The organism is Pseudomonadota bacterium, from assembly GCA_026388255.1.
Taxonomy (GTDB): Bacteria; Desulfobacterota; Syntrophorhabdia; order Syntrophorhabdales; family Syntrophorhabdaceae; genus JAPLKB01.
In genome coordinates this window covers 1-23878 of record JAPLKC010000043.1, presented here as the reverse complement: position 1 = coordinate 23878, position 23878 = coordinate 1, and the positions used below count along the sequence as shown (strand labels likewise).

The following is a 23878-nucleotide window of genomic DNA, read 5'->3' as shown; positions in this document are numbered from 1 at the left end:
ATGAAATTGTTGCAGCTCAATAAATATTGTTAGGAGAAATACTTTGCAGGGAATATCATTAAACCAATTCATCCAGAGTATAGTGAGTGGACTCCTTCTGGGCGGAATTTTCACGGTCCTTGCCGTAGGTTTCAGTCTCATACTTGGTATAAGCCATGTGGTAAACCTGAGCCACCCCGTGTTTGCACTGGTAGGGGCATACATCACTTACTGGCTCCTGGAACTCTATGGTGTCCATCCCCTTGTTTCCCTGGTGATTGTTATCCCGGTTCTTTTTATAATCGGAGTCATCATGGATCGGACGGTTATCCGATTAACTGCACGAAAAACCAGGGACCTTACATCGGCGTCCCTGGTGCTCACCTTCGGTATAACCATTATTGTAGAGAACATGCTGCTTTATTTCTGCAAAGCAACTCCGAGGCTGGTGACAACAGATTTTTCAGGGAAATCGATATTTATCGGCGATATAGCCCTTTCAGTCAATCATCTCATCAGTTTCGGCATTGCAGCCGTCACTGTCGGGATTGTATATATCTTTCTTCACCATACCTTTCTCGGAAAAGCAGCCAGGGCTATATGGCAGGATCGGGAAGGGGCTGTTCTGATGGGCATCAGAACAAGCACCATAACTGCAGTTACCTATGGCGTATCCCTGGCAACCGCCGGGATCGCCGGTACCTGCATGAGTCTTATGTACTCGATTGAACCGGCAACACATTACGGTTGGATCATTTTTGTCTTTGCAGTGGTGATTCTCGGCGGAGTGGGGAGCATTCTCGGAACTGCCATATCAGGCCTTATTATAGGCCTTATCATAGGCATCAGTTCTGCACTCATCCCTTTGACGTGGATTAACCTTGTGTTGTTCGGAATAATAATTCTGTTACTGTTGGTAAAGCCTACGGGTCTTTTTCAGCAATAAATCCGGAGAAGTGATGGAAAAGAAGAACCGCTCAATTTTAATCTTATTTCTGGTTGTCATAGGCTTGGGTCTTTTTCCTTTCCTAAGGCCTGACGTCTACTACCTTTCAGCCATGTTCAGCCTTTTTATGTACGCAGCACTTTCATGCGGCTGGAACATATTCGGCGGATACACTGGGTACATGAACTTCGGTCATGCGGCATTCTTTGGTATTGGAGCATACACAAGCTCAATCATGCTGCTCAAGCTGGGCCTCTCTCCCTTTTACACTTCGGTCCTGGGAGGTGTGATCGCAGCTATAGTGGCAGGTATCATAGCCTGGCCCTGCCTCAGACTGAGAGGTCCTTATTTTGTCCTTGTCACATTCTGTCTTGGCTTATCAGCCCGGGTTGTCGTCATTAATGTGGAGTCTCTCGGATCATCAACAGGGCTCTGGCTGCCCTTCATGAAGGTAAGTATGTTTGCAAACCGGGTGATTTTCTATGAAATTATGCTTGCTCTTATGTTCATTGTGATTCTTATTGCCATGTGGGTCGAGCGGTCCAAATTCGGACTCGGTTTAAGGTCGATATTTCATGACGAGGACAGTGCCGAGACCCAGGGTGTCAACGCAACATGGCTGAAGATATGGGCATTTGTTATCAGTGCATTTCTTGCAGGCGTGGTGGGAGGGATTTATGCATACTACAGGAGTTATATTCACCCGGATTTTATTTTCGATGTGAATATCTCCGTCCTTGTGGTCCTCATGGCTCTCCTTGGAGGCCGGAAATCATGGGTTGGTCCGATTGTAGGAGCAAGCATTCTGATAATCATTAATGAATTACTGACTGCCGCAGCCGGCATAGGTGCAGAGGTCTCCAGAATAATATACGGACTCCTTCTTGTGGTGGTAATCATGTATTTGCCGAACGGCCTGATAGGTCTGTTCAGGAAAAGCAAAGTAGAAGGAAAAACGAGTCGAGAGTCCAATTAAGACATATAAAGACCGTTATGATTCATAATAAAAATAGTATGAACAGGAGGTTACATAAATGACAGAAGAAAAAAACAAATGGTTGACAGATAAATACTGGGTAACAGAGTTCAATTACCTGGATGAGATCAGGCAGCAGTATACATTGCCTGAAAAGGTCCGTATCCATGACGTAACATTACGGGAAGCTGAACAGACACCGCATGTAGCACTCAAGCCGGACGAAAAGCTTCGGATATATGAGGCCCTCGATGACATGGGTGTGTACAGCGTAGAACTCCTCCCAATCATTTCATCCGATGACAGAGAAGTGGCAAAGGAACTTGTAAAGATGCGAAAGGCCGGACGAAAGACCAAGATAGTTTTTCTCTGCAGATGGGCTGAAAAAGAAGTCGAGTTTGCTGCTGAAGCCGGTGCGGACGGCGTTGTTGTGGAATGTCCAGCGTCCCCATGGTTCGGCGAGGTTGTGTGGAGTCTCAGTGAGGATCAGATGGTTGAAAAATTGGTGAAAGCAGCGGCCCTTGCAAAGAAATTGGGGCTTGAAACCTCGGTCATGCCCTGGGAAGCCACAAAAACGCCCATGCCGTTCCTTGAGAGATTATACAAAGCAGTGGCTAATGAAGCAGGAGTTGATCAGATAACCTATACGGACACTATGGGTTTTGGGCTCCCGTTAACAACCATGTATATGGTAAGAAAAGTCAAAGAATGGGCGCCGAATGTTACCGTTGCCCTTCATGCTCACAATGATTACGGGCTGGCTACCTCAGTCATGCTTTCAGGTATCGCGGCAGGGGCTGTAACGGTCCACACTGCAATGAACACCCTTGGTGAAAGAGCAGGAAATGCGTCCACCGAAGAAGTAGTTATGGGTACCGAACTGCTTCTCGGGGTCGATACCGGCGTAAGGCTTGACCGCATATATCCCACCTCCCGCCTTATATCGGAAATTGCCAAGATACCTATTCCTTCCAACAAACCCATCATTGGGGACAACGAGTTTACCTTTGAGTCAGGGATGGTCGTTGACATGACCCTAAGGATGGCCAAAACAGACAAACCTTTCAGCACCCAAGCTTTTGCACCAGAGTTAATCGGCCGCAGGGGTGTCAACCTTATTCTCGGTAAAATGAGCGGCGGGACCATTGTCAGGGATAAACTGGAGAAATTTGGCTTTACGGCCACAAAAGAACAGGTCGATGAGCTTGTGGAAAAGGTCAAGCGCGAATCAATTGTGCGTAAATGGTCCATTTCCGATGAGATCTTCGAATCCATGGCCAGGGAGGTTCTTCAAATCAAATGATGAAACACGCAAAACATTCCCCCGATTCAAAGCCTATTCTCACAGGAGAAAAGGTAACCAAGAGATTTGGCGGTTTGACGGCTGTTTCCGAAGTCGATTTTGTTGTAAAAGAGGGAGAAATCATGGGGCTTATCGGTCCCAATGGCTCCGGTAAGACTACTCTCATCAATTCAATATCGGGATTTTATGCACCCGATGGCGGTAAGGTTACCTTCAATGGCACTTCTATCGGGGGATGGAAGCCATCCAGAATTGCCCGGCTGGGTATCGGGAGGACCTTTCAATTTGTCAGACCCTTCGAAGAGCTGAGTGCCCTTGACAATATCGCAGTCGGGGTTCTCTATGGCGCCAGCGAAAGCAATATTGTGACAGGCAGGCAAAGGGCTCTCGAGGTTCTGGAATTTGTGGGTCTGGCAGACAAAAAGGATGCAATGGCGGGTGATCTGATTATGGCCGAGAGAAAACGTCTGGAGATTGGCAGAGCCTTGTCTATCAATCCCAAGCTGATCCTTCTTGATGAGGTCTTCGCAGGTTTAAACGATTCCGAGGTTAAGGAAGGCATTGAACTTATCTTCAGGATATCCGAAGAACTTGGAATTACAATCTTAATGATCGAACACGTCCTGAGTGCCCTCATGGAAACATGCAGCAGAATCATGGTATTGGATTACGGCCGTAAAATTGCTGATGGTGAGGTCGAAGAGATTGTTCGGAACCCGAGGGTGATCGAGGCGTATTTGGGGGCAGCATATGCTAAGTGTAAATAATGTAAGCGTATCATACGGTAAGCTGCAGGCCCTCAGGGATGTTAGAATTGATGTTGCCGATCACGAATTTGTGGCGATAATAGGCTCAAACGGAGCCGGCAAATCGACCCTTCTTCGCGCCATCTCGGGTCTCACGAGAATATCGGCAGGATCTATTGAATTCCACGGACAAAGACTTGATGGTCTCTCACCCCGGCGGATCTGCGAATTAGGGATTGTTCAGGTTCCGGAAGGGAGAAGGATTTTTCCTCTTATGAAGGTAAAGGAAAACCTTCAATTGGGTGCCTATCTCAAGCGACCCCGAAGACTTATCGAGGAATCGTTCCAACAGGTATACGACCTTTTTCCTATTCTCAAGGACCGGCAGAACCAGCTTGCCAAAACCCTTTCAGGCGGCGAACAGCAGATGCTTGCCATAGGTCGGGGATTGATGTCGCGTCCGTCAGTCCTTATCCTGGACGAACCCACCATGAGCCTGTCGCCCAAATTATCAACCGACATTCTAATGACTCTGAAAAAACTGAATGAGCAGGGTATTACCATTCTCCTTGTTTCCCAGGAAGTCATCCAGACCCTGGAGCTGGCAAGACGGGCCTATGTGGTAGAAAACGGTCAGATTTGCCTCCAAGGCACAGGATGTGAATTAACTGAAAGTGAACATGTAAGAAAAGCATATCTGGGCCTGTAGAAGTGATGAAGACAATCGGAAAAGAAATTGTGAGTGATAAACGAAGAAAAACCGAGGCAGCATCGAAAATGCCATGCCTGAAGTGCGGGCAACCGGTTATTTCAGCAAAGCTGCTTATGAAGCTTACCGTTCTTCTCAGTGAGAGGGGTGATTGCAAGGATTTGAGCTTCTTAATGCTCTGCCCGAAATGTAAGAAAGAAACCCTTGCCTCCCGTTTGATCGGCGATTGTCTTGAAAAAGTCGCAGCCCCCGGATACGTGCCTCAAAGGCGGAGTGAAAGGCTTCAGTCCACGAGGCTGGACGAGCGGACCGGGGCGACAGTATTCAAGAGTTCCTGCTGTAACTGCAATAATGGATGTGATGCACTGGTTTTTGTGAAAGACGGAAAGGTAGTGAAGGTTGAGGGTGATCCAAGCTCTCCCACTACGAGGGGAATACTCTGCGCAAAGGGTCTGGCCTCGAAGTACCAGATTCAGCATCCCGAGAGACTGAGACATCCGCTGAAGTGTGTCGGCCGCCGGGGCTCCGGTAATTGGGAAAAGATTTCCTGGGATGAAGCTTTGGACACCATAGCCCGGAGACTCAAAGAGATCGAAGGGGATTATGGAAAGGATGCCGTGCTTCTCGCAACGGGTACTGCGAGAGGATGGGTTCAATATTTCGAGCGGTTTGCCAATGCATTTCGTCATCAGTTAGTGGGTCCCGGTTACGCACAGTGTCTCTGGCCCAGGTTTACCTCTCAGCAGCTTCTCGGCATTGCCCCTGCCCTTGAATGCCCGGACCTTTTTCTTCACCCGGAGGTGACAAAGTGTATGCTCGTGTGGGGCATGAATCCTCCCAACACATCTCCCATAAAATGTTCGTGGATGATGGATGCCAGGGCATTGGGTGCAAAATTAATTGTAGTTGACCCTATTTTTTCCGAGATAGCCTCCAAAGCGGACCTCTGGCTGCAGTTGAGGCCCGGGAGCGATGCTGCCCTGGCCTTGGGGATGCTCAATGTGATAATCAATGAAGGTCTTTACGACAAAGATTTTGTTGATATATGGTGCAACGGATTTGAGGAATTGAAGGAGAGAGTCCAGGATTACCCTCCTCGGAAAGCCGAAGAAATAACATGGGTTCCTTCACAGAAAATCATTGAAGCTGCGAGACTTTATGCCATGACAACACCGGCACTGCTCATGCAATGTGTCGCAACCGAGCAGAACGCCGATACCATATCGTCCTGTATGTCGCTTGGAATACTTGCAGCAATTACGGGCAATATTGATGTACCAGGTGGCAACATACTTCCCATGCCGCGTCCGGTTAATCCCAATATCAGTCTTAATCAACTTCTGACAGAAGAAGACCATGAAAAGAGGCTGGGCAGTAAGAGATTTCCTCTCCTTGCAGGCAAAGACTCCTGGTCTCCCACAGCACACGCCCCAACGGTCTGGAAGGCCATTCTTACGGGAAAACCGTACCCTATAAAGGCAATGTACTGCCAGGGATCTAACCCGGCGCTTTCATACGGCAATAGCACAATGGTAATGAAGGCTTTGAAAAAACTGGAGTTTATTGCTGTTGCTGATTTTTTTATGACTCCCACAGCTCTTCTAGCTGATATTGTCCTGCCTGTAGCCACATGGATGGAGCGTTCGTCTGTCCAAACGTTTTTTCAGGTGACTTACAATGACATTCATCTTCAGCAGAAAGCAGTAGAAGTGAATGAATGCTGGTCCGATTATAAGATTATTAATGAACTGGCTATTAGACTCGGGTTTGGCAATCTAATGTTCAAAGACGAAGAGTCTATGTGCGGCGCCATTCTCGAACCTTCAGGTATGACTTTTGAAGAGTTCAGGAATATGGGTAGGTACACGGTCCCATATACATACAGGAAATATGAAAAGACAGGGTTTACCAACCTTGGTTTTTCACGTCTCCATTCTTCCTACAAAGTAGAACTTTATTCAAAAAAGCTCGAATCTATGGGGTTTGATCCTCTCCCACTCCACACAGAACCTTCGGAAAGTCCGATAAGCTCACCTGAAATAGCCAGGGAATTTCCACTTATACTAACGACGGGAAGGAAGGAAGCTATATACAGACACACCGAACTGCGTAACATTCCGGTACTCCGGGAGATAATCCCCGATTTCCTTGTTTACATCAACCCGAAGACGGCCCTCGAACATGGAATAGGGCAGGGGGACCCCGTTATCGTCGAATCCCCAAGGGGTAGTATTGAGGGAAATGCCTACCTCACGGAAGGGATAGACCCACGAGTGCTCCTGGCACCATCCCAATGGCCAGGCAGGAATAATGCCAACAGACTTACCCATGATGCGCATTCCGCGCGCGCCATCGGATCGGCGCAGCTCCGTTGCCAACTCTGCAGAATCAGGAGGGCTTAAGGAATGGAAACCGGGACGCTGCTGATTGATATAGACAGGTGCATACGCTGTTTTGCATGCGAGGTTGCCTGCAAACAGGAGAATGATCTGCCCCCGGGGCCGAGGGCGGTCTCGGTGGTTACCATAGAACCAAGAAGCATAAATGGCGAACTGACCACGGATTTTGTGTTTACCACATGCCTTCAGTGCGACGACCCGCTGTGTATGGCGGTATGCCCCCATGGTGCTATCTCGAAAAGAAAAGACGGAGTTGTTCTGGTCGATAACACTGCGTGCAAAGAATGCGGTTACTGCGTGCACGCGTGTCCTTTCGGCGCTATTCAGATCAACCCGAAGAAAAGTACAGCGTGGAAATGTTCGATGTGTATCGACCGCCTCGAATACGGCCTTATTCCGAGCTGTGTCCAGCACTGCTCAGGTGGGTCTCTCCAGTACGTAACGCCTCGTGAACTCGACAAAGCAACCGAAGGCAGACATAAGGTGTATATGGGAAAAGTATGTTATGTCTCGGCACGATGGAAGCTTGTGCCGCTGTAATTTTTTTAGCCGAAAAATATACGGGCGGGCATGTCCGTAAGCTATAAAAACAAGAATGTAGTCGGATGGCAGGAGCAGCGATATGCATTTCGAGTTTCCGAGTTGATTACATATCTGTCCATGGAAGACCCCCTCTATCCCGGAGAGTTTATAGGTTCGGGAACAGTGGGTAATGGCTGCGGCAAAGAGCTGAACAAGTGGATCAAGCCCGGAGACGTTGTCGAGTTGAAAGTGGAAGGTATCGGCATCCTTCGAAACAGTGTTGAACGTAATAAATCCTGAGAAAAATGGGAAGGGAGGCCAAAAAATATGAACAATAATATACATAGGAAACATACACGTTTTATTGACTTGAGCATCACCGTAGAGTCCGACCTTCCAAGTGACCCGCCTGTCTCTATACCAAAGATAGAGTACATTGACCATATCGAGGGCGGAAGAACAATGAAGCAGTTCTTCCCGGGATTGGAGGACAAAGACCTCCCTCAAGGTCTCGGCTGGGCCGCCGAGTCCATAACCCTTACTACCCACTCAGGTACCCATATGGATGCCCCATACCATTACCATCCAACACAGGACAACGGCCTGCCTTCCATGACTATCGATGAGATACCCCTCGAGTGGTGCTTCCACGATGGGGCGCTTCTCGATTTTCGTCATAAGGGAGACTCCTATAGCATTACCGTATCAGACATCAAAGATGAATTGAAAAGGATAGGCTACGACATTAAGCCCATGGACATAGTGATTATTCATACAGGCGCCGATGCTTTCTGGGGTAAGCCTGAATATCTCTCAAAGGGTCCCGGTATGACCAGGGAGGCCACCCTCTTTCTCGCGAGAAAAGGGGTGAGGATAATGGGGATCGATGCTTGGAGCTTTGACCGCCCCCTCTCTGTTCAGGCCAAAGACTTTGAAGAGACAAAAGACCGCAAGGTCATATGGGAGGCCCATTTTGCCGGGATAGAGATAGGTTACTGTCACATGGAGAAAATGGCCAATCTCTCCGCCATAGGCCGTCCCTACGGGTTCACTATTTGTTGTTTCCCTATTAAGGTAAAACGGGCAAGTGCCGGATGGGTAAGACCCGTTGCCCTTGTTTGGGAAGAATAAAGATCAGAAGGATAAAGGAGAAAGCATGGAAATACTGGATGAAGGATCGGGCGAGCTTATCGGATGGCATCACCCCGATGAGGCCCGCGAATGGGTGCAGAAAAAGAAGTCCCGGGAACTGAAAAGCAAGCTGATGACTGCCAAAGAGGCGGTAGAACAGTTTGTCGGAGATGGGGACTATATTGCAAGCGGAGGCTTTGGTCATGTCAGAGTCTCCATGGAGATCATCTACGAGATAATAAGACAGAAGAAGAGAAATCTTGCCATGGCAGGAAAAACAGCAGTTCACGACCTCGATCTTCTTGTCGGTTCCGGGTGTGTGAACAGGGTAGAACCCGCTTACTCCTTTGGTCACGAGTTAAGAGGCCTCTCCCCGGCAGGAAAAAGGATGGTAGAAAGCGGGGAGTGCAAAGTCCTTGCAGAAACAAGCAACGGCGGGTATCAATGGCGGTTCCTTGCAGGTATGATGGGTCTTTCCTTTATTCCCTCCCGCACCTTACTCGGGACCGATACGTTGAAATACAGTTCCTGCAAAACCGCGAGGGATCCATATACGGGAAATCCCATTGTGCTTATTCCGGCGGCCTACCCTGATGCGGCATTTATACATGTCAACCGCGCTGATGTTTACGGAAACGCCCAGATCGACGGCATTACAGTGGAAGATTTCGAATTAGCCCGATGCGCCCGCAGGCTCATTGTCACAGCGGAAGAGATTGTCAATGATGAGATGATCCGCGATGAACCATGGAGGACGGTCATCCCCTTCTTCTGTGTTGACGCAGTTATTGAATCGCCCTACGGCTCCCATCCCTGCGAGATGCCAGGTGTCTACTTCTACGATGAGGAACATATCTCGGAATGGCTCGGTATGGCTAAGACCCAAGATGGCGTGCAGGCCTATCTCCAGAAATATGTATTCGGGGTACACAATTTTGAAGAATATCTCGAGCTTTGCGGAGGCATCAGGCAGATGAATTATCTCAGACGAAGAGAATCCATGAGAGAGCCCATGAGCGCTCCCTGGAGAAAGTGAGGAACTATGGAAAACTATAATATAAGGGAATACCTTGCATATCTGGGAGCCTTAATGCTTGAAGACAAAAAGTCCGTCTTCGTGGGTACGGGTCTTCCGATAATCGCCGCCATGCTTGCCCAGAAAACCCATGCCCCCAACCTTCTCATTGTCTTCGAGGCCGGAGGGATAGGCCCCCGCATACCGGAACTCCCCATTTCCGTCGGACAGGGGAGGACCTTCCATAAAAGCATTATGGCAAGCAGTATGCACGATATTATGTCTCTATCACAGGCAGGGTACATTGACTATGGTTTCCTTGGGGCTGCACAGATCGATATATACGGGAACCTGAATACTACGGTGATTGGAGACCACGACCACCCCAAAACCAGACTGCCCGGATCAGGAGGCGCCGCGGATGTGGCATCTTTCTCTCAAAAGCTTATTATTATAACTGCAAAACAATCTAAGCAGACCTTTGTCAATAAACTTGACTTTCTGACCAGCGCGGGATATCTTGACGGTCCTGGTTCCAGAGAGAAAGCGGGTCTGCCGAGAGGGACAGGGCCATACAGGCTTGTGACTCAGTTTGCAATCTATGGGTTTCATACAGAATCGAAAAGAATAGAGCTTCTTTCTCTCCATCCCGGTGAGACCATAGAATCGGTAAAGGCGAACTCCAGTTTTGATATTATTCCCCCTGATGTGATCAGAGAAAGTCCGACCCCTCCCCCGGAATATCTGAAACTTCTACGGGAGGAAATAGACCCGACAGGGATCGTGCTGGGAAAGTAGGGAACTTTGTCATTGATTACATTAATAAATAATCTTTTCACTGAGGTTTGGCTGTCTTGGGAGGCAGAGAGGAAGTTTAGAGAGTAGAGAGGGAAGCTGAACGCCATATTATCAAGAATGAGAGCCTTCCTTGTTTGAGTAATTTCCTGATTATTATAAGTGGTCTATCACAACAATGCTTAACCTGACCTGCATATGAATGACCATGAAGCAATTTTACCATCTTTTGGAACCTGTTTTTGATTAAACAGGACAGTTATTTATGAGAATTACGGGTGCTAACCTGCTATCCCCGTCATTCATTTTTTCCGCATTATCAGCAAAATTGAGATAATATTCGTAAAACTTTGTTGGGTAGCATAAGCTGGTTAAAAGGACCAACTTATTGTACCGATCACAATTAATTAAATCAACAAGTTATGGCGGAAGTGCATGGGAATCGAACCCACCCACGGGCTCTACACCCGTGCACTGGTTTTGAAGACCAGGAGACCCACCAGGCGCCTTGGCACTTCCATTGTGAATAATGTATTAAATGTATGCATTTTTGTCAATCTACTTGTATCCGGAAATTTCCATAAGTATGGCCGACCCCTGTCTTGCCTGCCTGTCCGTAAAGGGACATCTGTAATAAAGGCGAAATTCATACAAACGGATCGAATGGACAAAAGCACTCTTAACAACAGTCTATTAATGAAAGAATTCCTTTATGGCATCTATAATATAGTTTTTCTCCGTCTTTTTCAGTTCAGGGTATGCCGGAAGAGCGAGGCTTGTTAAAGCAGCATCTTCTGAGACGGGAAAAGAACCTTTTGCATAACCCAGGTAGCCGAAGCATTCCTGGAGATGAAGCGGGACAGGATAATATATCCCTGTCTGAATACCCTTCTCTTTTAAAAAACCCTGGAGCCTGTCCCTCTCTTTTACCCTTATAACGTATTGATGGATAATGTGGGATGTATCGTTGTCAAGCTGAGGAAGCATAATAGGCAAACCACCCAGTTTTTTGTTGTAAAATTTTGCGTTTTCAATCCTTTTTGCATTCCATGATTCAAGGTAGGGAAATTTAGCAACAAGGGCGCATGCCTTTATCTCGTCAAGCCTGCTGTTTATGCCTATCATTTCATGATGGTAAGTGGCATTACCCATGCCGTGAACCCTGAGTTTTTTTGCCTTCTCGCCGAGGTCTTTTCTCTTTGTAAGCACCATCCCGCCTTCACCTATGCCACCCAGGTTTTTTGTCGGGTAAAAGCTCAGGGATGCTATGTCTCCAAAGCTTCCGGACATGTTTCCATTTCGCCGGGCGCCGAGTGATTGCGCCATATCCTCAACAATAGGAATTCCGTATTTTTTTCCGATTTTACATATACTGTCCATATCGCAGAGTTTTCCAAAGAGATGAACTACTGTGATAGCCTTTGTTTTCGGTGTTATTGCGAGCTCAATAAGCACAGGGTCAATATTAAGGTCTTCCTTCCTCACGTCAACAAACACCGGTTTTGCCCCCAGAAGGGCAATAGAGCTTGCTGTTGAAAAAAATGTATACGGTGTTGTAATGACCTCGTCACCCTCTTTTATGCCGAGCGCCATGAGAGAAAGGATTAATGCATCGGTGCCGTTTGCACATGTTATTGCATAAGGCACACCGGCATAATCTGCAATAGCGTTTTCAAGCAAGGTACAGTATTTGCCGAGGATCAGTCTTTGCTCCGACAGAATCTCCTCCAAACTCTTCGAAATATCCTTTTTTACCTTTTTGTATTGTTCTTTCAAGTTTATAACCGGTATGTTCATTGGAAATCCTTTTTCTTTATTTATTTTTTATACGGTTCGCCGAATTGGTTGAGATATACGATATCCTGGAAGGTCTTTCTTGGTGTTATAGCAGGTACAATATCAAAATATCCAAGGGGTGTCATTTCGACAATTGCATAATCATCGGGGATATTTAATATGTCCTCTACTTGCCCTGCATCAAAGAGACCGACATGGCATGTGCCGAGACCGAAATTCCATGCTGCAAGCACGAGGTGCTCCATAGCAATTCCCGCATCGAACATGAACCAATAATCCCCCTTATCTGTAGAGCATTGCCCTTTATAAAAACCGGATACGCCTCTTTTTGAGGCAAGACATATTGTTAACGGGGCTTCAATAAGTGCGTTCCTGGCGGGGTTATTCGATCCGAGTGTGTCTGATAAAAGCCTTTTTGTCAGATCGTCTTTTACAATGATAAACCGCCATGTTTGTGTGTTTGCCCATGAAGGTGCCCGTCTTGCCGCCTCAAGAATCTCAAAGAGAATCTCTTCAGGCACCGGATCGGTTTTATATTTTCTTATGCTCCTTCTTTCCTGAATTGTTTTTAAAATATCCATGGCTTTTTAAAGACTATGCTAACATATTTTTTACGAAATTCTCAACAGTACATTGAATTAGTACATGAATTACTCTTTAATATAATGGGATATCCTGAGCTGATCATCGCCCGGGCGTGTCTGTTCGATGCTTATAACTCAATCTTATCGAGATCGATTTGTTGGGGTGCGAGCTCTTCTTTTGCATAATCTAAATATATTTGCTCTTTTATAAAGAAGTCAAACAGTTCAGGATCGATATAGTTATCTTTCACCATGAATTTCATGATCTTAATTACCTCGGAGATGGCTTTCCCCTTTTTATACGGCCTGTCTTTAGCGGTAAGGGCTTCAAATATATCAGCCAGCGCAAGCATGCGTGATTGAAGAGGGAGTTGATCTCCCTTAAGGCCAAGAGGGTAGCCCGAACCATCAGGTCTTTCGTGATGTGTTGCTGCATAATACGGAACATGCTTCAATTTCTTCGGGAAAGGCAATTGAGAGAGCATCTTATGAGTAACCTTGGCATGATTATTGATAATGTTTCTTTCATCTTCAGTAAGAGTTCCGTTCCTGATACAAAGATTACGGATTTCATCATCGGTAAGTATGGATTTTAACGTGCCATCTGCAGTCCACCGGCTGCCTGCAATTTCGTTTACCCTCTTAACCATTTCGTCAGTCATAAATTTGCTCCCATCATTGGCACCGTCAAGGAACATCAGGTCTTCTTCAAGTGTTTTAATAAAATCGTTTCCATTATAAACAACATTGCCCTTTTCTAAGGATGGTCCTTGCCCGCCCACTTTTTTTAGAAACTCGATTTCGTGGTCTCTCTTTAATACCTCAAAACGGGTTTTCAACAGTTCAATCCGGTCACAAATAGTTTCAAGTTTTGTTGCTTTGTCAACGACATATTCCGGCGTTGTTACCTTGCCTACATCATGGAGCCATGCGGCTATCCGAAGTTCTTTCATCTGGTCTTCATTAAAATGCGTATCCGCATAAAAACCTTCTGTGGATGTATTTATCTTGTTTGCAATGGTCATTGTCAGCTCTGCAACGCGCCTCACATGACCACCGGTATAGGGAGATTTTTCATCGATTGCAGCAGCGATTGATTTAATAAATGATTCCAAAAGGTTTTCCAGTCCGTGGATGAGCAGGTTGTTGGTGAGGGCTACCGCTGCCTGTGATGCCAACGATTCTGTCATCCGGCGGTTATCGGCAGAGAAGGGAACAACTTCACCTGTCGATATATCGCTTGCATTTAAAAGCTGAAGCACGCCAATGATGTCATTTTCGTGATTTCTCATCGGGACAACAAGCATTGATTTTGACCTGTACCCGTTTCTTTTGTCAAATGTACGTGTGCCTTCAAAATTAAATCCCTCTGCATCATACACATCGGGAATATTGACCACCTTGCCTGACAGGGCAGCGTAGGTAGAGACATTTGAATAATTCGGTGTGCCGTCCGTGTTTACCAGTAATACCGGACGCCAGGTAATTTTTCCGCTTGTTCCACCCATATGGATATTGAGAGTAGAACTTTGGACGACGGCAAAATGGAGTTCTTGCCCGTCATCGGACATGATATACAGTGTCCCTCCTTCAGCATTGGTAAAATATCTTGCCTCCTCAACAATCATGTCGAGAAGCCTGTCGATGTTTTTTTCAGCAGACAGGGCAACACCGATCATGGTCAGCTTCCTTGTTTTTTCAAGCTGATCTTCGATGAACTCCCTGATAAAGGATGCCGGTTTTGTGAGTAACTCGGTTATCCTATCTTCTTCGGGCGAGCATTCTATTTGGTCTATTTTTTCTGCGTCCATCTGCAGTCTGTCCTTGACTATCTATTATAGCACAACATTTTGCATATGTCTGTTTTCATTTATGCCCTGTTTATGACCACAGAGGCTTTTTCATCAAAGGGATTTGTCCTCATGGCAAGAGAGAATAGAAAAGGATAATTTCTTTTCAGGTATCTCATATAATCCAGCCACTCGCTTACGATCAGATGGAATACTCGCTTGATATCCACAGCAAGGTGATCTCCGTCCGGTTTCGGAAGGTCGAGAAAGTTATTGCGGTAAGCCAACTCTTCTGTCAGGTGGAATGTGGCACGGAGGAGATCGGTAAACGATTGATGTTCCATCAGCACCGGATTTTCCAGAAGTCTTACCAGAAAACCTCTCCTTTCAAAGAGAAACTTCTTCAGGTTTTCAAGATCAACTTTTTCTATATCCACGCCATAGTTATGTCTATGGGCATTTTCTCTTGCAGTGTGAAAATCCTTATCTGTCCATTGAGCGGTGATAAGCAGTTCCGGTCGTATTATATCAAACTCAGGATCATATCGGGAAAACCTGTCCATAAGGCCCATGCCTACTTCGCTGAAAAAAACACCGATAACCATGTTCAGCTTCTCCATACGGCTCTCGATCTCTCTTTTGGCGAGCATGATTTCGGTTAAATTGCCTATCACGCCAAGAAATGTGCCCACGCCCATAATAACGAGGATTATGGTGAATATCTTGCCTGACAGGGTTATGGGATGGATGTCCCCGTACCCTACGGTGGCCATGGTAACAACAACAAAATAGGCGGAATCGATAAGCGATTTTTTCTCGATAAGCATAAAACCAAAGGTCCCGGTGACTATCAGTGCAAAAAAGATAATCAAAAAGATCTTCAAACGTGTCTTTATGGCATGCATTGTATATGACACCTATCAGCTTTTGTTAGGTATAAATCTAATGATATCAGGAGATTTTCAGGCTTGTCAACGGGAAAAGCTTTAAAATACCCTTTTAAACAAAAATAGTTTATAATTTGTCCTTACACTGCGAAACAGGGAGGATCATTATATGAACTTAAAGGCTATCCAGAAGATTTGTTACGGGATGTATATCGTCGGTTCTAAAAAGGAAGGCAAGCTGAATGGACAAATTGCCAACACAGCGTTTCAGATTACCTCTGAACCTCCAACAATAGCAATAAGCATAAATAAACTCAACCTGACACATGAGTGTATTATGGAAAGCAAAATATTTGCGATTTCCATTCTTTCAAATGAGGCGCCTATGACGCTGATCGGGAATTTCGGGTTCAAATCAGGCAGGGACATTGATAAGTTTAAAGACGTAAAGTTTAAAACCGGTTTAACAGGCGCCCCCATCGTACTGGAATATAGCGCAGGCTATCTTGAATGCGAGGTCATCGGTGTTACCGACGTGGGTACACATTCTATTTTTATCGGAAAAGTGGTTGACTGTGATACCTTAAGCGATGGAGAGCCGATGACCTATGCATATTACCATCAGATAAAGGGCGGTAAATCTCCGAAAACAGCCCCGACGTATGTTAAAGAAGAGGAGCCCGGGGAAAAGCCCGCTATCGCCGGCAAATATAAGTGTAATGTCTGCGGATATGTATATGACCCGGCAAATGGTGATACTGATGCCGGCATAAAACCCGGCACAGCCTTTGAGAAACTGCCTGAAAACTGGGTATGTCCTGTCTGCGGCGCATCAAAAAGCGAGTTCGAACCGGAGACATGAAAAGACATTACTTCATAATATATAAAAAATAAAAAAGGAAGGGTCATATGGATACGGACAAAACTTTAAGGGAAACTAATTTTGCTGAGATAGGTGTTCCCAAAAAAGGGAAGGTCAGGGATATATATGATCTGGGTGATAGGCTTTTAATCGTTACCACCGACAGGTTATCCGCCTTCGATGTGGTTTTACCTACCGGCATCACTGATAAAGGCAGGGTTTTAACAAAGCTTTCCGGGTTCTGGTTTCATGAGATGGAAGATATTATCAGTAACCATATACTGGAGACGGATGTTGAAAAATATCCCGAGCCTTTGAAAAAGTATGGTGGACAACTGAAAGACCGGAGCATGATCGTTAAGAAAGCAAAGGTGATACCCGTTGAGTGTGTGGTCAGGGGATACCTTGCAGGCTCGGGATGGAACGATTATAAGGAAAAAGGGAATATTTGCGGAATACCGTTGACCAAAGGCCTCCGGGAATCATCAAAACTGGAGATGCCTATTTTTACACCAACCACAAAGGCTGATGAAGGCCACGATATGAGCATTACCTATAATGAAACAATTGATCTGATAGGTGAAGCGGTGGCAAAAAAACTGAGAGATACAAGTATAAGCATATATGAAAAGGCATGCAAAATTGCCGAAGAGAAGGGTGTTATAATAGCAGACACAAAGTTCGAGTTCGGCATGCTGGACGGAGAAATGATAGTTATAGACGAGATGTTGACCCCTGACTCATCGAGGTTCTGGTCGATAAAAGGTTATCAACCGGGAAAACCTCAGGACAGCTATGATAAACAGATTGTGAGAGATTATCTTAATACGCTCGACTGGAACAAAAAATATCCAGGTCCGGAACTGCCGGCCGAAATAGTCGACAAGACACAGGCACGATACGTGGAGATACTCCGGATACTGACAGGAAAAGGCTTATGAAATTATGAGTGTCGAATACTGGCTTTTTCCATAATAATATCATGATTTACAAATACCTTTTGCCTTACGTTGTTGGATGATAAATATAATTTTGCCCGTAATCCTCTGAAAAATAATCTTTGAAGTATTGTATACAATATTGTATGCTCCTAATTGTAATGAATCACCATGCTGCAAGCGGATGGGGCATCAAAGGCGAGGCAACAATGTTAAATGAATTACCCCGTGATAAGTTGCGGGGCAACCATCTCGAAGTAAGCTTCGTAGTATTAACCCGCGAGGCAATCAATACTCTTGAAGGCGAATTGGTATAAAATGGAAGATAAAAACAAGAACAAAGAGCGGCTTATCAAAGAATTGTCTGAATTGCGCCAACGTATTGCTGAACTTGAAAAAGCAGAAACCAGGAGAGAGCGGACAGAACAGGCCCTGCAGGAATCGGAGAACAAGTTCAGGGAGATGGCAGAGAAATCGCTTGCCGGGATGTATATTGTTCAGGATGGCCTATTCAGATATGTTAACGCAAGGTTCGCTGAAGTACATGGTTTAACAGTCAATGAAATTATAGACAAAAAAGGACCGATAAACCTGGTCTTGCCCGAAGACTGGCCCAGGGTAAAAGAAAATATGCATAAAAGGCTGTCAGGAGAAATCGAATCCCTTAATTTTGAATTCAGAATACTTGCAAAAAACGGCGATATAAAAAATGTTGAAGCATACACTACACGTATTATGTATCAAGGGAAACCGGCAATTATAGGGACGCTTCTCGATATAACAGAGCGGAAAAAAGCTATAGAAGCCCTGCAGGATGAGAGAAAAACCCTTTTTACCATCCTCGAACACCAGCCTGTCGGCATTGCGCTCATAGATAAAAGCGGTAAATATCAGTACCTCAACCCGGAATTTACCAATATTACCGGTTACAACCTTCAGGATATTACTATCGGGACAGGCTGGTTCGAGAAGGCATATCCTGATCCGGAATACAGGAGAAAAGTTATTGATGCATGGAAAACAGACAGATTACACGAAGGAGGCAAGGGCGCCGATATAGAGTTCATCATTACCTGTAAGAATGGGCAGACCAAGTGTATAGAATTCAGAACAACGCATTTGAAAGATTACAGCATTACCGCTCTGACGGATATAACCGGGCAGAAACGGGCAGAGGAAGATAGGGAAAAACTGCAAGCCCAGCTTCTCCAATCACAAAAAATAGAGTCTATCGGTCAACTTGCCGGCGGCATTGCCCATGACTTCAATAATATCATTTCTGCTATTATGGGGTATGGGGATATCTTAAAGATGAAGATGGACAAGGATGATCCGAGAAGGATGTATCTGGAACACATACTCACATCATCAGAAAAGGCTGCAGGTCTTACCCAGAACCTTTTGGCCTTCAGCAGGAAACAGGTAATAGAGCTTAAGCCTTACAAGGTTAATACCCTTATAAAGGCAATGGAAACACTGTTAAAGAGACTCTTAACAGAAGACATAGATTTGGAAGTAATACTTGAAAATACAGATGTTACCATTATGGCCGACAAAACACAGATAGACCAGGTATTGATGAATCTTACCACAAACGCACGTGATGCTATGCCAAAAGGAGGCAGGTTAGTTATCGAAACAAAAAAGGTAAAAGCGGATACCGAATTTCTGCAGATGCAGGGATATGACAAATCTGGCGAATATGCCCTGATATTGGTAAAAGATACCGGCATTGGCATGGATAAAAAGACAAAAGAGCACATATACGACCCCTTCTTCACCACAAAGGAGGTAGGCAGGGGTACAGGGCTCGGCCTCTCTATGGTATACGGCATTATCAAGCAGCATAACGGGTTTATTGATACATACAGTGACCAGGGCGTGGGTACAACGTTTTGTATATTCATCCCGGCAATAAAAACAATAAAAGACGAAGAGAAAAACGGGATTCTGGAGGTTAAGGGCGGTACAGAAACAATCCTTATAGCTGAGGATAATACTGAATTACGAACCCTTGCCACGATGGTGCTCGGCATGGCAGGCTATACCGTCATTGAGGCCGTTGATGGAGAGGATGCCCTCCGGAGTTTTTTTGAACATAAAGATGAAATAGACCTTCTTCTCTTCGATGTTGTTATGCCCAAAAAGAACGGGAAAGAGGCATATGAGGAGATAAAGAAGATTAATCCCGACATCAAGGTGCTCTTCACCAGCGGCTATACCGGCGATGTTGTTATTGATAAAGGGGTTCAAGATAAAACAGTTAACTTTATTCAAAAACCATTAACATCGTACGATTTGTTAAATAAAATAAGGGAAATACTGGATGCACAGGTCTCTTGCTGAGGCATGAAAAAAACTGTGGGTGCTATGTTTCGCCGATTCTCAGCACCTTTGCCCCGCGAATCTTTCTTTCCTTGAGTTCGACGAGAGCTGTGTTGGCATCTTCAAGCATGTATTCCTGCACCTCCGGTTTGATTGGTATTTTTGCCGCCAATTCAAGAAATTCGCTGATATCCCTGCCTGCCACATTGGCAACGCTTTTTATCTCTTTCTCAAGCCAGAGATGGCCCGGATAGTCAAGATCGAGAAGAGTTTCCTTGTCTATCTCCTCCTTTCGTATCGCATTAATGACAAGCCGACCGCCCCTCTCAAGATGCCTTAATCCCTCCAAGATCGGTTTCCAGACCGGGGTTGTATCAATGGCACAACGAAGTTGTTCCGGTGGTTCGTCTTCAATGTCGCCTGACCAGTGAGCGCCGAGTTCCCGTGCAAAGGTACGTTCCCCGTCACTGCGGGCAAAGACAAATATCTTTGATTTCGGGTACTTGTATTGCGCCATCTGCAGGACAATATGGGCAGATGCGCCGAATCCTATGAGCCCGAGGGTGTCGCCGTTTTTAATGCCTGTGAGCCGTATCGACCGGTACCCGATTGCGCCGGCGCATAAAAGCGGAGCCGCCTCTATATCGGAAAATATATCGGGGATCATGTAGGCGAATTTTTCAGGGACAGCGGCATACTCGGCATATCCTCCGTTAACATCCCTGCCCGTGGCTTCAAACTGTATGCAGAGGTTTTCATCGCCTTCAAGACAGAACCTGCATGTTCCGCAGGCAGAGTGGATCCATCCGACGCCCACCCTGTCGCCTGCTTTCAGTTTTTTTACCTTTTCACCTGTTTTCTCTATTTTTCCCACAATCTGGTGTCCAGGGACAACAGGAAATCGGGGCGGGGGAGTTCTGCCCTCAATCTCATCAAGTTCGGTATGGCAGACGCCGCAGGTAGATACCCGGATAAGGATTTCATCTTCCTTCGGCACAGGGATGGGCAAATCCGTTAATTCAAGGGGATGCTTGTTTTCACTGATGTTGCATATCCTGTTCAATATCATTGCTCTCATAGTGTTAACCTTCCTGTAGTGAATTGCACCGGGAACAACAATACTCTATCACCATGATATTCGAGGGTCAACGAAGTTTTTATCCTCTTTAACCCTGAACCCCATTTTTCAATTTCTTTCGATACGTAGTTATGGCGACGCAGGTCATGGACCAGTTTCAGTCCCTGTTTCTCAGGAAGGTCTGGGCTATTCGAATAATCAGGACAGAAACAAAACCCCAGGCAAAAGGAAGCCAGAGGGGTATATTGAGAAAGGTAGGAAGTGTATAGCTCCAGGTACCGGCTTTTGTGGCAATAATCTCGGCAATTGAACCGAGAACTGCACCGGCAACAAACACAACATGATCTTCATTGTCAGGCCACAGGAAATACCGTATGAGATAAACAATTACTATAAAACAGGTAGCAGCAATATTATGTCTCCAGATAAGAATAAAAATAATCACCAAAAACCAGAAAATGACAAGGTCACGAATTAAAACCTTTATCTTCTTTTTATCCATTCCATACCGTCCTTATGCAGTTGATTCCAGATGCTTTCCCTGTCGGTTGAGCTACTTTATACAAATACCGGGAATACATGTCAACTGAAATACAAAAGGCAAATACATCGCACAGGCAGGCTTTGCAACAAGCTCGCTTCAGTTCGACAAGTGGGAAGTTTCTGCGAAGAGACTATACACATCCAATAATATGAACCCCTCTGTTGTCTATATGTCCGATAGTTTTAATGCAACGTACCCAATAAAGCGAAAACGATGAGTTTGAATTAGACAAAAATATGGATAATGAAAAAGGATGCAAGTAACTTATATAACCCGGAAAAACAGAAGAAATATCATACAAGGCAAAACAAACCGCTTTGTGAATACTTTTTTTGAGCCATTTCCATGTTGACACCCCCGACTTTGTATTGTACGTCAGCTTTGGTGTCCACTAAATACGGCCTGTTGCCCAATGATGTATTCAAGATGTCAGTATTTATTGACAGTGCTTAAATTTAGAGGGAGATTCCTTGTCAATATTTATACAACAATAACCCTATCCGGATCAGGTAGTCCGAGAGCAAAGTCTCTCACCTCCTTAAAATCCGTATCGTCCAAATCTACTCCCTTTTCAAGCCTTACATAGTTGTGCCCGCCAGCCTTTTCTGTAGGGAAGGCAAATCCGAAGTCGATGTAATCTTCTGCCAGGCGAATATAGGTCAGCGTTTCCAGATTGATAATATAATGTTTGATCCTTATGAATTGCGACACTTTAGACCCCCTTCTGTATTTTAACAATTGATTACTCCTCAATTTGTACAAACTTGAACAGCAACGGCATAACAAGAAGAATAATGCCTGTACCTATGAGCATTCCACCAACAACAACAATAGCAAGCGGTTTTTGGATTTGACTCCCCACACCATGGGCCAGAGCGGCAGGAAGAAGTCCCAATGAGGCGGTAAGACCGACCATAAGAATTGACCTGAATTTTTCCCGTACTGTTTCAATAATAGCTTCCTGACGATTTTTCTTTTCCTTATACACCTCAAGATAATGGCTTATTAAAATACACGTTTTAAATGTCGATATGCCGATGATCGATATAAAACCGACTATCGCAGAGATACTGAGAGACTGACCTGTTACGAGGAGGCTGATGACGCCGCCAAAGACAGCGCAGACGGGCGCCACCGTTGTGAGCAGTACGTTTCGCATATTTCCATGGAATACATACAGCAGGATCATAATAAGGAAAATTGCCAAAGGTATTGAAATGTAAAATCTTCTGAAGGCCTCCTCCATTTCGTTAAATATACCGCTCCATTCGGTAAAATATCCTTCGGGAAGTTTTACATTCCGGGTTTCTTTCTGAGCCTTTTTTACTGTACCTCCCAGGTCTTTTGAATCAACTCCGAATTTGATGGGAATATATCTTTTATAATTTTCCCTGTAAATGAATGACGCGCCTGTGTCATACCTTATATTTGCTACTCTTGATAACGGTATAACCCCTCCGGAAGGTAAAATAATGGGGATGCTCGATATTCGTTCCGGTTCTTTTCTGTACTCAACAGGAAAGCTTACCTGGAGGGCAAAACTTTTTTCACCTTCTATAATCTGGCTTGCCACCTTACCGCCCAATGCCGCAGAAACCATATCCAGAATCTCGCCCACATTAAGCCCGAGAGCTGCTGCATTTGCCCTGTTTACGTCTATCAATAAATTGGGTTGACCAAGCTCCCGATAAATTCCCACTTCTTTAATCTGGGGAACCTTTTCGATTATTTCCTTGAAATCTTTTGCTAAACGATCAAGTTCGGCAAGGTTTTCTCCAAATATTTTCACCGCATTTTCACCCTTTACACCGGACATCATTTCTTCAAGGTTATCCTGCATATATTGGGAAACGCTGATAATAGCATTAGGAACAGATTTGTTAAGTTTTTCCCTTATTTCATCTTCCAGAACCTCTTTTGTTATACCTCTTTTCCATTGGTTGTATGGTTTTAAACCAACATAATACTCGTTATTGAACGGGCCTGTCGGGTCAGTTCCATCTTCCGGCCTTCCCACACGAACAGCAACTGTCTTTATCTCTTGAAATTCAAGGAGCATACTTCTGACCTTTTTCGCAGTCTCATGGGTTTTGCTGAGCGCAACAGAGTAAGGGAGTGATATTCTGATATAGATATTCCCTTCATCCATTTTGGGAAGGAATTGAGTACCCATTACCAAAAAGCCGACAATGAATCCTGCCAGAACAACCCCTGAAGAAGCGAGAAGTACCGTCCGGGACTTTTGCATTAAAGTCCTGATGAACCGCGCATAGTAATCGCTCATAATCTCAACAAATTTGAACCCTTTCCCTTCGTGCCCTCCAAGAAACGTATGAATGGATGCCGTCGAGGGTCTGCGCGCAGAGGTTGAGGTCGGCGAGCGAGACGTCGGCGCCCCACGGGCCGTGGTCGAACCCGCCGGGGACGTACGCGTCGAACGCGTCCTCGCTGGCGTGCCAGCCGGGGCCGTGCCCGCAGTCGTGGCCCAGCGCGATCGCGTCGGCCAAGGCCGCGTTCACCCCGATGCCCCGGGCGATGGACGTGGCGATCTG

23 protein-coding genes, 1 tRNA gene and 1 pseudogene are annotated in these 23878 nt (G+C 45.5%); 15 read left to right on the top strand and 10 right to left on the bottom strand.

Annotated elements, in window-relative coordinates; translation table 11 throughout:
* The first annotated feature begins 43 nt into the window (after positions 1-43).
* From NT178_05805 to NT178_05755, 11 genes are read left to right on the top strand one after another with little or no spacing between them, the layout of a single operon-like run.
* A complete protein-coding gene (locus NT178_05805) occupies positions 44-925 on the top strand; it encodes a branched-chain amino acid ABC transporter permease (protein ID MCX5812044.1) in 882 nt (293 codons plus the stop codon).
* 13 nt (positions 926-938) lie between these two features.
* Positions 939-1901 carry a branched-chain amino acid ABC transporter permease gene (locus NT178_05800; protein ID MCX5812043.1) on the top strand — a complete coding sequence of 321 codons (963 nt, stop codon included), beginning with the start codon at positions 939-941 and terminating at the stop codon, positions 1899-1901.
* Between the two features lie 58 nt (positions 1902-1959).
* Positions 1960-3204 carry a hypothetical protein gene (locus NT178_05795; GenBank protein MCX5812042.1) on the top strand — a complete coding sequence of 415 codons (1245 nt, stop codon included), beginning with the start codon at positions 1960-1962 and terminating at the stop codon, positions 3202-3204.
* A complete protein-coding gene (locus tag NT178_05790; GenBank protein MCX5812041.1) occupies positions 3201-3971 on the top strand; it encodes an ABC transporter ATP-binding protein in 771 nt (256 codons plus the stop codon). The genes NT178_05795 and NT178_05790 overlap by 4 nt, the downstream gene beginning before the upstream one ends.
* Positions 3955-4659 (top strand): ABC transporter ATP-binding protein, encoded by a 705-nt coding sequence (locus NT178_05785; GenBank protein MCX5812040.1) that lies wholly within the window; start codon positions 3955-3957, stop codon positions 4657-4659. The genes NT178_05790 and NT178_05785 overlap by 17 nt, the downstream gene beginning before the upstream one ends.
* A 5-nt stretch (positions 4660-4664) precedes the next feature.
* Positions 4665-7061 carry a molybdopterin-dependent oxidoreductase gene (locus tag NT178_05780; protein MCX5812039.1) on the top strand — a complete coding sequence of 799 codons (2397 nt, stop codon included), beginning with the start codon at positions 4665-4667 and terminating at the stop codon, positions 7059-7061.
* Between the two features lie 3 nt (positions 7062-7064).
* Entirely contained in the window at positions 7065-7598 is a 534-nt protein-coding gene (locus tag NT178_05775) for a 4Fe-4S dicluster domain-containing protein (protein MCX5812038.1), read from the top strand.
* A 30-nt stretch (positions 7599-7628) separates the two neighbouring features.
* Positions 7629-7880, top strand: a complete 252-nt coding sequence (locus NT178_05770; protein MCX5812037.1) for a fumarylacetoacetate hydrolase family protein — start codon at positions 7629-7631, stop codon at positions 7878-7880.
* A gap of 27 nt (positions 7881-7907) precedes the next feature.
* Entirely contained in the window at positions 7908-8711 is an 804-nt protein-coding gene (locus NT178_05765) for a cyclase family protein (GenBank protein MCX5812036.1), read from the top strand.
* Positions 8712-8736: 25 nt separating this feature from the next.
* Positions 8737-9747, top strand: a complete 1011-nt coding sequence (locus NT178_05760; protein MCX5812035.1) for a CoA transferase subunit A — start codon at positions 8737-8739, stop codon at positions 9745-9747.
* A gap of 6 nt (positions 9748-9753) precedes the next feature.
* Positions 9754-10524, top strand: coding sequence for a 3-oxoacid CoA-transferase (locus NT178_05755; protein MCX5812034.1), 771 nt, complete (start codon positions 9754-9756; stop codon positions 10522-10524).
* Positions 10525-10944: 420 nt separating this feature from the next.
* Here the strand turns inward: NT178_05755 and NT178_05750 are convergent.
* The 5 genes from NT178_05750 to NT178_05730 all read right to left on the bottom strand — a co-directional run bounded on the left by NT178_05750 (position 10945) and on the right by NT178_05730 (position 15576).
* A tRNA-Sec gene (locus NT178_05750) sits at positions 10945-11040 on the bottom strand.
* A gap of 174 nt (positions 11041-11214) precedes the next feature.
* On the bottom strand, positions 11215-12318 hold the full coding sequence (locus NT178_05745) for a DegT/DnrJ/EryC1/StrS family aminotransferase (GenBank protein MCX5812033.1): 1104 nt from the start codon (positions 12316-12318) through the stop codon (positions 11215-11217).
* A gap of 20 nt (positions 12319-12338) precedes the next feature.
* On the bottom strand, positions 12339-12899 hold the full coding sequence (locus tag NT178_05740) for a nitroreductase family protein (protein MCX5812032.1): 561 nt from the start codon (positions 12897-12899) through the stop codon (positions 12339-12341).
* Positions 12900-13030: 131 nt separating this feature from the next.
* On the bottom strand, positions 13031-14713 hold the full coding sequence (locus NT178_05735; protein MCX5812031.1) for a GAF domain-containing protein: 1683 nt from the start codon (positions 14711-14713) through the stop codon (positions 13031-13033).
* A gap of 59 nt (positions 14714-14772) precedes the next feature.
* Positions 14773-15576, bottom strand: a complete 804-nt coding sequence (locus NT178_05730; protein MCX5812030.1) for a potassium channel family protein — start codon at positions 15574-15576, stop codon at positions 14773-14775.
* 172 nt (positions 15577-15748) lie between these two features.
* Between NT178_05730 and NT178_05725 the strand changes: the two genes are divergently transcribed.
* The 4 genes from NT178_05725 to NT178_05710 all read left to right on the top strand — a co-directional run bounded on the left by NT178_05725 (position 15749) and on the right by NT178_05710 (position 19725).
* Positions 15749-16441: a flavin reductase gene (locus tag NT178_05725; protein ID MCX5812029.1), complete on the top strand. Its 693-nt coding sequence runs from the start codon at positions 15749-15751 to the stop codon at positions 16439-16441.
* Between the two features lie 47 nt (positions 16442-16488).
* Positions 16489-17382, top strand: coding sequence for a phosphoribosylaminoimidazolesuccinocarboxamide synthase (locus NT178_05720; protein ID MCX5812028.1), 894 nt, complete (start codon positions 16489-16491; stop codon positions 17380-17382).
* A gap of 143 nt (positions 17383-17525) precedes the next feature.
* Positions 17526-17696: a hypothetical protein gene (locus NT178_05715; protein ID MCX5812027.1), complete on the top strand. Its 171-nt coding sequence runs from the start codon at positions 17526-17528 to the stop codon at positions 17694-17696.
* Position 17697: 1 nt separating this feature from the next.
* Positions 17698-19725, top strand: a complete 2028-nt coding sequence (locus NT178_05710; protein ID MCX5812026.1) for a PAS domain S-box protein — start codon at positions 17698-17700, stop codon at positions 19723-19725.
* Between the two features lie 22 nt (positions 19726-19747).
* Here the strand turns inward: NT178_05710 and NT178_05705 are convergent, their stop codons facing one another.
* The 5 genes and pseudogenes from NT178_05705 to NT178_05685 all read right to left on the bottom strand — a co-directional run bounded on the left by NT178_05705 (position 19748) and on the right by NT178_05685 (position 23878).
* The gene (locus tag NT178_05705; GenBank protein ID MCX5812025.1) at positions 19748-20782 is read right to left on the bottom strand and encodes a zinc-dependent alcohol dehydrogenase family protein; all 1035 of its coding nucleotides are present in this window, start codon (positions 20780-20782) and stop codon (positions 19748-19750) included.
* Positions 20783-20939: 157 nt separating this feature from the next.
* The gene (locus tag NT178_05700; GenBank protein MCX5812024.1) at positions 20940-21284 is read right to left on the bottom strand and encodes a hypothetical protein; all 345 of its coding nucleotides are present in this window, start codon (positions 21282-21284) and stop codon (positions 20940-20942) included.
* A 522-nt stretch (positions 21285-21806) separates the two neighbouring features.
* Positions 21807-22037 carry a hypothetical protein gene (locus NT178_05695; protein MCX5812023.1) on the bottom strand — a complete coding sequence of 77 codons (231 nt, stop codon included), beginning with the start codon at positions 22035-22037 and terminating at the stop codon, positions 21807-21809.
* A 31-nt stretch (positions 22038-22068) separates the two neighbouring features.
* On the bottom strand, positions 22069-23610 hold the full coding sequence (locus NT178_05690; protein MCX5812022.1) for an efflux RND transporter permease subunit: 1542 nt from the start codon (positions 23608-23610) through the stop codon (positions 22069-22071).
* A gap of 37 nt (positions 23611-23647) precedes the next feature.
* A pseudogene (locus NT178_05685) lies at positions 23648-23878 on the bottom strand (HD domain-containing protein).